The following is an 11949-nucleotide window of genomic DNA, read 5'->3' as shown; positions in this document are numbered from 1 at the left end:
ACGACACCATGACCATTATGCAAACCAAGAACCGTCCGCTGCGCACCTTGTTGGCCCTGGCTGCATTCGCTGTCGCCGGCTCCGCCGGCGCCCAGCAGACCCAGCTCAACCCGCAGGCCAAGCGCATCAGCGACGAGGCCATCCATGCCGACCTGCAGTCGTACGAAGCGACCCAGGGCCGCATCCAGGCATTGAACGATGGCGGTCGCCCGATCCGCGACTACCACCTGTCCAAGGCCCAGTGCTGGTTGGACGTGTCCTTCCACGAATACACCCGCAACGACCGCAGCGCCTTCCCGCAGGAAGCGCTGACCGAGTCGGAGAAGCTGATCGTGGACATGGAGAACGGCGTTTCGCCGATCCCCACCGACACCGCCCTGGTCAACGGCGCCAAGTACCTGCGTGCCGACCTGTGGCAGCGCCTGAAAGTCATCCACGGCACACCGGGTTTCGCCTGCGCCTCGCAGAAGGTGGCCTGTGGTGAAGTGGAGCTGGTGCACGCTGGCAACGAGTTCAACCAGCAGCAGTGGCGCCACTCCAAGCCCTACATCCAGATCGCCGAAGACCTGGTCAACGACGCCGAAACCGCAGCGCGACTGTGCGGCGTCGACCCGGCCGGCCCGGTGATTGCTCCCGTAGCAGCAGGCCCGTTGATCGCCAATGTGCTGTTCGAGTTCGACCGTGACGGCTACAAGGACATCCGCACCTATTCGCTGGAGAGCGTGGACCGCGCCCTGGCCACCATCGGTAACGAGAAGCGTGAACTGGCCGGGGTGACCCTGGTTGGCCACGCCGATCGCATGCAGGGCAATGGCTTCGACTACAACCAGGCCCTGTCCGAGCGTCGCGCCAAGACCGTGCGCGAGTTGCTGGTCGGCCGCGGTGTGCCGGCGGACAAGATCCGTTACGAGTACCGCGGCGACACCCAGCAGGTGCAGCAGTGCGACGGCGTAAAGCCGCGTGCAGCCTTGCTGGAATGCCTGCTGCCGAACCGCCGTGTGGAAGTGCGGTTTGAGCTGGCGCAGTAAGTTCAGCGCGAAGAGTTGATCAACAACGCCCCGGCAATGTCGGGGCGTTGTTCGTTTTGGGGAGTAAGTCTCCTCCCGGGGAATCTCCGTGCGCAGGCGATCTGCCCCCTCCCTTGCGCCGCAGGCGCAGGGGAGGGCTGGGGAGGGGTAGGCGAGCGCAGCTCGACGCTCTGAGCTTCAGAACGTACGAACGCGACAAACGAAAAGCCCATCCGATTGCCTGCGCCAAAAGCACCCCTCCCTAGCCCTCCCCTGTGCTTCGCACAAGGGAGGGGGCCAAGCAGCAGCCGACGCATTCTCCGCGTGCTGGCGATCTGCCCCCTCCCTTGCGCCATAGGCGCAGGGGAGAGCTGGGGAGGGGTAGGCGAGCGTAGCTCGAAGTTTTGTGCTTCAGACGGTACGGACACGCCAAGCGGAAAGCGCATCAGACTGCCACCGCCAAATGACCCCCTGTGCTGCGCACAAGGGAGGGGGCAGAAAGCCCCAATCCTGCGGAATGGCTACACTGGCCCGGCTAAGTCGCACGGGAACTACCCTTGGTCTCCAGCTGGATCCTGCTTCTGGTCTCACTCTGCTATGCCGCGCTGCTGTTCGGCGTGGCCTGGTGGGGTGACCGTCGCCCGCTGTATCCGGACCGCCCCTGGCTGCGGCCGGTGGTCTACAGCCTGGCGCTGGCGGTTTATTGCTCGTCCTGGACCTTCTACGGTGCGGTTGGCTCGGCGGTGCGTTACGGCATCGGCTATCTGCCTATTTATCTGGGCCCGCTGCTGATGCTGATGTTCGGCTGGCGCATCATCGAGCGGCTGGCGCTGATCGCCCGCAGCGAGAACGTGGTCTCCATCGCCGACTTCATTTCCTCGCGCTTCGGCCGTTCGCGGCGCTTGGCGGCGTTGGTCGCGCTGATCGCGCTGATCGGCGTGGTGCCGTATCTGGCGCTGCAGTACAAAGCCGTGGCGATGAGCCTGCAGGTGCTCACTGGCGACGCTGCCGGCAAGGGTTTCCTGACCGACCCGGCGCTGTATGTGGCGCTGCTGATGGCCTTGTTCGCCATCCTGTTCGGCACCCGTCAGGTCGATGCCACCGAGCACCATTACGGCATGATGCTGGCCATCGCCGTGGAATCATTGATCAAGCTGTTGGCCATGGTTGCCATCGGCGTATTCGCCTACGTGTGGCTGACCGACCGCGGCGAGTCGGTGGTGCAGTCGGCACGCACCTTGTTTGAAGGCATGCCGCCGGTGGGCTTCGTCTCGCAGACGCTGCTCAGCTTTCTTGCCCTGATATGCCTGCCACGGCAGTTCCACGTGGCGGTGGTTGAATGCGGCAATGCCGCCGATGTGCGCAGCGCACGCTGGATGTTCGGCAGCTATCTGGTGTTGATCTCGCTGATGATCGTGCCCATTGCCACCGCCGGCGCGGCGATGTTTGGCACCGGCCTGGCCTCGGACGACACCTTGGTACTGGCCTTGCCGATGTTCGCCGGCAATACCACGCTCGCTTTGATTGCTTACATCGGTGGCTTCTCCGCGGCTACCGGCATGGTCATCGTGTCCTCGATCGCGCTGGCGACGATGATCAGCAACGACCTGGTGATGCCGCTGCTGCTGCGCCGCAGTGGCGACCACCGCGAGGCCGCCAATGTGGCCTCGCGCGTGCTGTGGATACGGCGCATGGCAATCGTGCTGTTGGCCTTGGTTGCCTACGGCTATTACCGCGGCAGCAATGACGACACCATGCTGGCCGCCTACGGGCTGATGGCGTTCGCCGCGGTGGCGCAGTTCGCGCCGGGTCTGCTTGGTGGCCTGTATTGGCGTGGCGCCAGCCGGCGCGGCGTCGAGACCGGCATGCTGGCCGGCTTTGTGGTCTGGGCTTACACCTTGCTGGTGCCGGCGCTGAGTCATGGTGGTTGGTTGGATGCCAGCCTGCTGACGCAGGGGCCGTTCGGCATCGGCTGGCTACGACCGCAGCAGCTGTTCGGCCTGACCGGCTGGGACCCGTTGACCCATGGCACCTTCTGGTCGCTGCTGATCAATACCGTGACCATGTTGCTGGTGTCGATGCGCTGGCGGCCTGATGTCGCTGAGCGTCTGCGCGCGGCACCGTTCCTGGACCCGTATGCCAAGCGCCCGGTGGTGGCGGGTGACTGGCCGGCGCACGTCAAGGTACGCGATCTGTTGGCCCTGGCTACGCGCGTCATCGGCGACAACCGCGCGCGGCGTTCGTTCGGCGAACAGGCGCAGCTGCTTGAGCGTGAATTCCAACCTGCCGCTGCAGCCGACCGTGTCTGGGTGCAGTTCACCGAACGTCTGCTCGCCGCATCCATTGGTGCTGCATCCGCGCGTCTGCTGCTGACCAGCCTGCTGCGCGGCTCGGGCATGGACCTGGGCGAAGTGGTGGCAGTGCTGGACGAAGCGGGACAGGAGCTGCGCTTCAATCGCGAGATTCTGTCCACCACCTTGGAAAACATCAGTGCCGGGGTCAGCGTGGTTGATCCGGAAATGCGGCTGACTGCGTGGAACAGGCGCTACCAGCAGATGTTCGGCTATCCGGACGGGATGCTCTACGTCGGCCGCCCGGTTGCCGACCTGATCCGCTACAACGCCGAGCGTGGCGAGTTGGGTTCGGGCGATATCGAAGTACAGATCAATCGCCGCATCGGCTATATGCGTGCTGGTTCGCCGCATGTGTTCGAGCGTACTGGCGCCGATGGCAAGGTCATCGAGCTGCGTGGCCAGGCCTTGCCCGGTGGCGGCTATGTCACCAGCTACAACGACATCACCGACTTCAAGAACGCTGAGCAGGCATTGCTGGAAGCCAACGAAACGCTGGAGCAGCGCGTAGCCGAGCGTTCGCAGGCGGCTGAAGCGGCGCAGCAATCAAAGACGCGCTTCCTAGCCGCGATCAGCCATGATGTGTTGCAGCCCTTGAATGCGGCACGTCTGTTTGCCTCCGCACTGCGTGACAGCCTTCCTGAGACCGAGGAGCAACGGCATCTGGCCGAGCGTGTCGATGCTTCCCTGCGTGCTGCCGAAGAGTTGCTGGATGGTCTGCTGGACGTGTCGCGACTGGATGCTGGCGGCCTGCGCCCGACCATCAGTGAATTCGATGCCAGTGTGCTGGTACGCGAGCTCGCGGCACAGTACACGCCGGTAGCGGCAGGCCGCGGTCTGCGCCTGCACGTGTTTGCACGTACTGCCTGGGTGCGCAGTGATCGGCGCCTATTGCGTCGCGTGCTGCAGAACTTCATGGCCAACGCGCTGCGCTATACGCGCAGTGGTCGCATCGTGCTGGCACTACGTGTGCGTGGCGATGAGGTGGAGTTGCAGGTCTGGGACACGGGGCCGGGCATTCCCGAGCACCACATGCAGCAGATCTTCAACGAGTTCCATCGCTACCAGCAGCCGTTCGACTGGGGCGAGCAGGGTTTGGGCTTGGGCCTGTCGATCTGCCAACGCATCTCGCGCCTGCTCGATCACGGCTTGAACGCGCGCAGCCAGCCAGGCCACGGCAGCATGTTCTCGATCAGTTTGCCGCGGGTTGAAACGCCGGCCGCACCATTGCCCTCGCCACGCCTGCCCACGGCCTTCGGTGGTGACGATTCGCTGGCCGGCATGCGCGTGCTGTGCGTGGACAACGACCAGGAAATCCTCGATGGCATGCGCGCCTTGCTGGGCCGCTGGAAGGTGGAGGTGATCGCCGCCAGCACAGTGGACATGGCGCTGGAGAAATTGAGTGAGCAGCCCGACGTGATGCTGGTGGACTACCACCTGCACGATAGGCTGGATGGACTGGATACCCTGGTCATCTTGCGCGAAACCGCGGGTCGGCCCTTGCCCGGTGCTTTGCTGACTGCTGACGGACGCGATGAATTGAAGCGCATGGCCCGCGAACGTGGATACAGGGTGCTGACCAAGCCGGTGAAGCCGGCCTCGCTGCGCGCCTTCCTCACCGCATTGCATGACCCGCGCAGGCGCTAGCAGCGCAGACCGGTAGTGCCGAGCCACGCTCGGCAGGGGCCTTACCAAAAAAACCGCCCTCACCCAAAGCCCCGCTTCGCGCCCCGGCCCTTGCGCTGACGCAAGGGCGTTCGATGGGCAGCGAACCGTTGGTTCGCAAGCTGCCAATCTCACCCCGCATGCGGGAGAGGGGCTAGCTCTGTAGTGCCGAGCCATGCTCGGCAGAGGCCTTGCCGGTAGTGCCCCAGCGCAGCAGGGCTGCGCTCCACAGGTGGTGTCGGCTTATGCCGCTCCCACGACAGCGGTTGCCGCACTCAGGTGCTCGTACAGAATCGCGCAGCCGATGATGATCAGGATCACGCCGCCGATGATTTCCGCGCGCTTGCCAACCAGGGCGCCCAAGGCACGGCCAAGCATGATGCCGATGGTCACCATGGTCATCGTGCACAGGCCGATCACCAGCGCGACCACACCGATGTGCACATCAAGGAAGGCCAGGCCAACGCCTATCGCCATCGCATCGATGCTGGTTGCAAAGCCGGTCACTGCCAGGGTCCAGAAACTCTTGTGCTGCTCGCCGGCTCCGTCGTCATCACCGTCACCTTCGGTTTCATCTTCAGGCTTCAAGCCGGCGATGATCATGTGCGCACCCAGTACGCCAAGCAGGCCGAATGCGATCCAATGATCGAAGGCCTGCACATACTGCGAAGCAGCGCGGCCCAGCAGCCAGCCGATGATGGGGGTAATGGCTTCGATCACGCCGAAGATCAAACCCGCGCGTAGTGCGTCGAGCAGGCGTGGTTTGCGCATGGCAGCGCCCTTGCCGACCGCCGCGGCGAAGGCGTCGGTGGACATGGCAAAGCCGATCAGAACAATGGAAATGGGAGACATCAGGATTACCGGGTCGGGCGGACACAAACGGCATGCGCCGCGCCCAACCGTAGTTGCGCACGCATGCCGCTGGTCTCGCCAACCGGGTCTGGCTGCCCACACCACGGCGCACTGGCCGAGTATGTTGATGTGGGCGCTTCCAATGCTGGAAGCAGGCTACTCCCCAAGGGAGCGCGGATTCTAGCATGGCACCAATCTGAACGGCGCAGCCCCTGGGTGCCGGTTGGCCTGCGGGACTGAAACATCACTGTCATCGAAGCATGGCCTGATACGCGCGCACGGCTGGCGCAACGCGGTAATTTCCTGCAAATCAGCACTCAAGAAACCTGATATGCGGCCGATTTCGAGGCATCTCTACGCCCGGAGTGCGGCATGAAGTTCCCCCTTGGTATCGCCCAGAAACTACGCCTGAGCCTGCTGGCGCTGGTGGTCGGCCTGCTTGTCATCGGCTCGGCCTATGCCTGGCTCAGTGTTGGCATGCGCGGTGCCGACCAGCGGCTGCAGAGTTACCAGCAGGATGCCGCGCAGCTGGAGGCGCTGGTGGCCGCGTTTGCCGAGGCGCGCCGCGCCCAGGCCGAGTATGCCATGTCGTTCTCGGCCGCCGCCGGGCAGGCATTTGTGGCCGCCAATGGTCGCCTGCAGGCCTTGCTGGCCACGGACGCGAAGGGCGCAGGTTGGGAGCAGGCATTGCGCGCGCCTCTGCTCGAGTATGTTCAATCCGGACAGGCACTGGATCAGCGCATCACCGAGCTTGGCCACGATGCCGATAGCGGCATGCAGGGCCAGCTGCGCAATGCCGTGCACGAAGTGGAGAACCTGATCGGCGAGCATCCCGATGCAGCGCTGCAGGTGTCGATGCTGACGATGCGCCGCTACGAGAAGGACTTCATCCTGCGCCGTGAGCAGAAATACGCGGACGAACTGAGTGCGCAGGTGATGCCCTTCGAGTTGCTGCTGCAGGCAGCGCGCATGCCGGACAGCAGCAAGCAGCAGGTGCGCGATGCGATGCAGCGCTACCAGGAGGCATTCCTGTCCTATGCAGCGGCGCGCTACGGGGCCGACAGCGAGACCCTGGCGATGGATGATCTGGCCGGCAAGGCCTTGCCGGTGCTGACCCGCTTGCAGCAGGCACAGCGCGCCAGCCTGGCCAAGCAACGCGACGAACAGGCCGCAGCGCGGCGTTGGATGGATGCCGCCTTCGCTGCCACCGTGCTGGTGGTCGGCTTGTTGCTGGTCAGCCTGCTGCTGTTGTTGCTGCGTGCGGTGGAACGGCCGCTGGCCGACGCGGCGGCCTTCGCCCGCGCCATTGCCGACGATGATCTGGACGGCCGGTTGGTGGTACGCAATGCGCATGACGAGATTGGTCGGTTGGCGGCGGCGCTGATGCAGATGCAGTCCAGCCTGCGCGAGCGCATTGCCGGCGAACGCCTGGCGGCGGGGGCCAATCAACGGGTACGCCAGGCGTTGGACGTGGCCAGCGCCGCGGTGCTGGTGACGGATGCCGCAGGCCGCATGGTCTATGCCAATCCGGCATTGCAGCAGGCCTTCGCCCAGGCCGGGATCGAAGGCGCGGCCGAGGTGGACAGCGAGGTGGCCGAACTCGGCCCGGCAGTTGCCGCACTCGTGCGGGCAGCCTTCGAGCAGAGCGTGGCGATGGATGCGGAGGTGGAGCTGGGTAACAGTGGCTTCCTGCTGCGGGCCAGCCCGGTGCTGGAAGCTGATCGGGTACTTGGCCTGGTGATGGAATGGCAGGACCGACGGCTTGAGCGGGTGATCGTCAACGAAGTGGCCGCGGTGGTCGCGGCCGCGACCGCCGGTGACCTGCAGGGGCGCATCGTGCTGGCCGACAAGCAGGGCTTCGTGCTGCAGTTGGGTGAGCGCATCAATGCCCTGCTGGACAGCGTGCAGGCGCAGGTGGCGGATGCGACGCGGGTGATCGGCCACTTCGCCCACGGTGACCTGAGTGCGCGCATGCGCAGCGACGGTAAGGGCATCTACGCACGCCTGCGGCAAGGGCTGGAGGAGGCCATGCAGCAGGTGGGCGGCATCGTCGCCCGCATCCAGCAGTCGGCGGGCAGCGTGCAGGCGGCGGTGGGCGACATGGCCAGTGGCACCGCCGATCTTTCCGGACGCGTGGAACAGCAGGTGGGTGACGTGCATGAGGCGTTGCAGCGGGTGCGCTCGGTGGCCGGTGAGGCGCGCGAGAATGCCGGCAGTGCACGCGAGAGTGCGCTGGTGTCGGCGCAGGCCAGCGATGCGGCCGAACGCGGGCGCCAGGCCACGGCGGCTGCGATCACTGGCATGGAGCAGCTGCGGGCGTCCTCACGGCACATCCGCGAGATCGTCGCCACCGTCGACAGCCTGTCGTTCCAGACCAATCTGCTGGCACTGAACGCCGCGGTCGAGGCCGCGCGGGCCGGCAGCCACGGGCGTGGTTTCGCGGTGGTGGCCAACGAGGTGCGCCAGCTGGCGCAGCGTTCGGCGGAGGCGTCCAAGCAGATCCGCGGCCTGATCGACGCATCGCTGCGGCAGGTGGAGGAAGGCGCGCGGCTGGCTGACAGCAGCGGTGCGGCGATGCAGGACATCGGCGGTCGGGTGGCGCAGGTGGCCAGCGCGCTGGAGCGGATCGATGCAGGCTCGGCGCGGCAGGTCAGCGCGGTGGATGATGTGGAGCGCCTGTTGCGGCGTATCGGCGACGGCACCCGCCAGAGTGGCGAGGTCGCTCGCGCCTCATCGCAGGCGGCGCAGGCGATGCGCGAGCAGACGCAGGAGCTGGCCGCAGCGGCGGAAGTGTTCGTGGTGGATGCGACGGCGGCAGCGGAACCGGTGCTGCAGCGTTCGGCATGAGCTGCAATCCCTCCCTTGCGCAACGCGCAGGGGAAGGTTGGGGAGGGGGCTGTTCGCAGGCAAGCCCGACAACGCGCAGAAGCAACAGCCAAAGCTACCCCCTCCCAACCTCCCCCTTGGCTACGCCAAAGGGGAGGGACCAGTCTCCCTCCCTTGCGCAACGCGCAGGAGAGGGCTGGGGAGGGGTGCTGTTCGCGGGCAAGCCAGACAACGCGCAGAAGCAACAGCCAAAGCCACCCGCTCCCAACCTCCCCCTTGGCTACGCCAAAGGGGAGGGGCGCAAGGGTAGTTTTCAGCGCTCAGCCGCAGGCAAGCGCCAGCAGCAACTCAATCTTCTTCCGGCGGCAGCACGATGGCGTCGTCGTCGATGGCGAGCTTGCCGGCCATCAGCACCGCCTGGGTGCGGTTGGTGACGCCGAGCTTGCGCAGGATGGCGGTGACGTGGGCCTTGATGGTGGCCTCGGAAACGCCCAGGTCATAGGCGATCTGCTTGTTCAGGCGGCCTACGCCCAGCATCTGCAGCACGCGGAACTGCTGCGGGGTCAGTTCGCGCAGGCGTTGGCCGACTTCGCGTTCTTCATTCGGGGTCGGCGGCACGTTGTGTGCCTCGGCCGGTGCCCAGCGCTCGCCATCGAGGATGGTGCCCAGCGCATGGCCGATGGTGTCCGAATCGGCGGATTTTGGAATGAAGCCGAATGCACCATGGTCCAGTGCACGCCGCATCACCGTCGCTTCCTCGCGTGCAGACACCACCACGATGGGCAATTGCGGGTGCAGCGAACGCAGGTGCACCAGCGCGTTGAAGCCTTGCGCGCCGGGCATGTTGAGGTCCATCAGTACCAGATCGGCATCGGGGTGTTGTTCGGCCAGTGCGTACAGTGCTTCGACGCTGTCGGCCTCCATCAGCTGCACGCCGGGAATGACACGTTGCACCGCGCCCTTGAGGGCTTCGCGGAACAGCGGATGGTCATCGGCAATGAGGAGGGTAGGCATATGCGATCCAATGCTGGAGTAAGGGGCGTGACGCCCTTCCGGTGAAACAGGATACCGGTACAGATGCCGATCCACGCCCTCCACACGGACCGACAGCCGGGGCACCGTGGTGCCCCGGGTTTGTGTGCCGCTTAGCGAACCTTGCGCTCTTCCACCAGCGACGCCACCACGGACGGATCGGCCAGCGTGGAGGTGTCGCCGAGCTGGTCCGGGGCGTTCTCGGCGATCTTGCGCAGGATGCGGCGCATGATCTTGCCCGAGCGGGTCTTGGGCAGGCCCGGCGCCCATTGCAGGTGATCCGGCGCGGCGATCGGGCCGATTTCCTTGCGCACCCATGCCACCAGTTCCTTGAGCAGCTCGTCGGTCTGTGCTTCGCCGGCGATCAGGGTGACATAGGCATAGATGCCCTGGCCCTTGATGTCGTGCGGGAAGCCGACCACGGCGGCTTCGGCCACCTTCGGGTGCGAGACCAGCGCACTTTCCACCTCGGCCGTGCCGATGCGGTGACCGGACACGTTCATCACGTCATCGACGCGACCGGTGATCCAGTAGTAACCATCTTCATCGCGACGGCAGCCGTCACCGGTGAAGTAGCTGCCCGGGTAGGTGCGGAAATAGGTATCGATGAAACGCTGGTGGTCACCGTAGACGGTACGCATCTGGCCCGGCCAGGAATCACGGATGATCAGGTTGCCTTCGGTGGCGCCTTCCAGCGGTTCACCATCGGCACTGACCAGCGCCGGCTGCACGCCGAAGAACGGCAGCGTTGCCGAGCCCGGCTTGAGGTCGGTTGCACCCGGCAGCGGCGAAATCAGGATGCCGCCGGTTTCGGTCTGCCACCAGGTGTCCACGATCGGGCAGCGTGCATCGCCAACCACGTCGTAATACCAGCGCCAGGCTTCCGGATTGATCGGCTCGCCGACGCTGCCGAGCAGGCGCAGGCTCTTGCGCGAGGTGCGCTTGACCGGCTCCTCGCCATCGCGCATCAGCGCACGGATGGCGGTGGGCGCGGTGTAGAAGATGGTGACCTGGTGCTTGTCGATCACGTCCCAGAAGCGCGAGGTGTTCGGGTAGTTCGGCACGCCTTCGAACATCACCGAGGTGGCGCCGTTGGCCAGCGGGCCGTAGACGATGTAGCTATGGCCGGTGACCCAACCGACATCGGCGGTGCACCAGTAGATATCGTCTTCGCGCAGGTCGAACACCGCTTCATGGGTGTAGGCCGCGTACAGCAGGTAGCCGCCGGTGGTGTGCAGCACGCCCTTGGGTTTGCCGGTGGAGCCGGAGGTGTAGAGGATGAACAGCGGATCTTCCGCGTTCATGCGCTCGGGTTCGCACTCAGCCGGCTGGGTGTCCACCACATCATGGAACCAGCGATCACGCGGCGCCTGCATGTCGACAGCGCCACCGGTGTGGCGCACCACCAGCACGGTCTCCACGGTATTGGTGCCGGGCAGCTTCAGCGCGGCATCGACGTTGGCCTTCAGCGGCACCTTCTTGCCACCACGCAGGCCTTCGTCGGCGGTGATGATCAGCTTGCTGGCGCAGTCGCCGACACGGTCGGCAATCGAGTTGGCGGCAAAGCCACCAAACACTACCGAATGGATGGCGCCAACGCGGGCGCAGGCCAGCATCGCCACCGCGGCGTCGACGATCATCGGCAGGTAGATGGTGACGCGGTCACCCTTCTTGATGCCGAGGTTGCGCAGCGCATTGCCCAGGCGGCAGACGCGCTGGTGCAGTTCGCGGTAGCTGACCTTCTGCGCCGGGCTGTCCGGGCCATCGGCCTCGAACAGGATGGCGGTCTTGTCGCCGCGCGTGGCCAGCTGCCGGTCCAGGCAGTTGACGCTGACGTTGAGTTCGCCGTCCTCGAACCACTTGATGCGGAAGTCGTCGAGCTGGTAGCTGACGTTCTTGATCTTGGTCGGCTTCTTGTACCAGTCCAGGCGTTCGGCGGCCTTGGCCCAGAACGCATCGGGGTTTTCGATCGATTCGCGGTACAGCTGCTGGTACGTGTTCTTGTCGATCCGTGCCTTCTCGGCGAACGCGGAATCAACGGGATATACATCAGTCATGGCAACCCTCACCTTTGCACTTGTAACCAATGAATGAGCCCTGTCGTGGGACAGGGCCGGGACACCCCAAGTGTGCCGCATCCGCCCCCTATCGCGCTGCCCCCTTTGTTAGACGATGGTCGAACAGACGCCTGCTTACGACTAATGGCGAATAGCCGG

General features: G+C 65.2%; 6 protein-coding genes and 1 riboswitch. Of the genes, 3 read left to right on the top strand and 3 right to left on the bottom strand.

Annotation, left to right across the window (positions count from 1 at the left end):
- Positions 1 to 8 precede the first annotated feature (8 nt).
- Both ACVOL0_RS07780 and ACVOL0_RS07775 read left to right on the top strand, forming a co-directional pair.
- The gene (locus ACVOL0_RS07780; protein ID WP_481548590.1) at positions 9 to 1028 is read left to right on the top strand and encodes an OmpA family protein; all 1020 of its coding nucleotides are present in this window, start codon (positions 9 to 11) and stop codon (positions 1026 to 1028) included.
- 536 nt (positions 1029 to 1564) lie between these two features.
- The gene (locus ACVOL0_RS07775) at positions 1565 to 5005 is read left to right on the top strand and encodes a hybrid sensor histidine kinase/response regulator (protein ID WP_481548589.1); all 3441 of its coding nucleotides are present in this window, start codon (positions 1565 to 1567) and stop codon (positions 5003 to 5005) included.
- 261 nt (positions 5006 to 5266) lie between these two features.
- Here ACVOL0_RS07775 and ACVOL0_RS07770 read toward each other — a convergent pair whose 3' ends face one another.
- The gene (locus ACVOL0_RS07770; protein ID WP_481548588.1) at positions 5267 to 5875 is read right to left on the bottom strand and encodes a manganese efflux pump MntP; all 609 of its coding nucleotides are present in this window, start codon (positions 5873 to 5875) and stop codon (positions 5267 to 5269) included.
- A gap of 9 nt (positions 5876 to 5884) precedes the next feature.
- Positions 5885 to 6047, bottom strand: a riboswitch (yybP-ykoY riboswitch).
- Positions 6048 to 6247: 200 nt separating this feature from the next.
- Between ACVOL0_RS07770 and ACVOL0_RS07765 the strand changes: the two genes are divergently transcribed.
- Positions 6248 to 8722 carry a methyl-accepting chemotaxis protein gene (locus ACVOL0_RS07765; RefSeq protein WP_481548587.1) on the top strand — a complete coding sequence of 825 codons (2475 nt, stop codon included), beginning with the start codon at positions 6248 to 6250 and terminating at the stop codon, positions 8720 to 8722.
- A gap of 327 nt (positions 8723 to 9049) precedes the next feature.
- Here the strand turns inward: ACVOL0_RS07765 and ACVOL0_RS07760 are convergent, their stop codons facing one another.
- Both ACVOL0_RS07760 and acs read right to left on the bottom strand, forming a co-directional pair.
- Positions 9050 to 9715, bottom strand: coding sequence for a response regulator transcription factor (locus ACVOL0_RS07760; protein WP_057629262.1), 666 nt, complete (start codon positions 9713 to 9715; stop codon positions 9050 to 9052).
- Between the two features lie 131 nt (positions 9716 to 9846).
- A complete protein-coding gene (gene acs / locus ACVOL0_RS07755) occupies positions 9847 to 11790 on the bottom strand; it encodes an acetate--CoA ligase (protein WP_481548586.1) in 1944 nt (647 codons plus the stop codon).
- Positions 11791 to 11949 lie beyond the last annotated feature (159 nt).

Source organism: Stenotrophomonas sp. STEN021 (assembly GCF_056760175.1).
This window is presented reverse-complemented; position numbering and strand designations above follow the sequence as displayed.

What these genes read in the sequence shown, in the direction of transcription:
- ACVOL0_RS07765 (WP_481548587.1), top strand. Translation starts at nt 6,248, where the DNA reads ATGAAGTTCCCCCTTGGTATCGCCCAGAAACTACGCCTGAGCCTGCTG.
- ACVOL0_RS07780 (WP_481548590.1), top strand. Translation starts at nt 9, where the DNA reads ATGACCATTATGCAAACCAAGAACCGTCCGCTGCGCACCTTGTTGGCC.
- ACVOL0_RS07760 (WP_057629262.1), bottom strand. Translation starts at nt 9,715, where the DNA reads ATGCCTACCCTCCTCATTGCCGATGACCATCCGCTGTTCCGCGAAGCC.
- acs (WP_481548586.1), bottom strand. Translation starts at nt 11,790, where the DNA reads ATGACTGATGTATATCCCGTTGATTCCGCGTTCGCCGAGAAGGCACGG.
- ACVOL0_RS07770 (WP_481548588.1), bottom strand. Translation starts at nt 5,875, where the DNA reads ATGTCTCCCATTTCCATTGTTCTGATCGGCTTTGCCATGTCCACCGAC.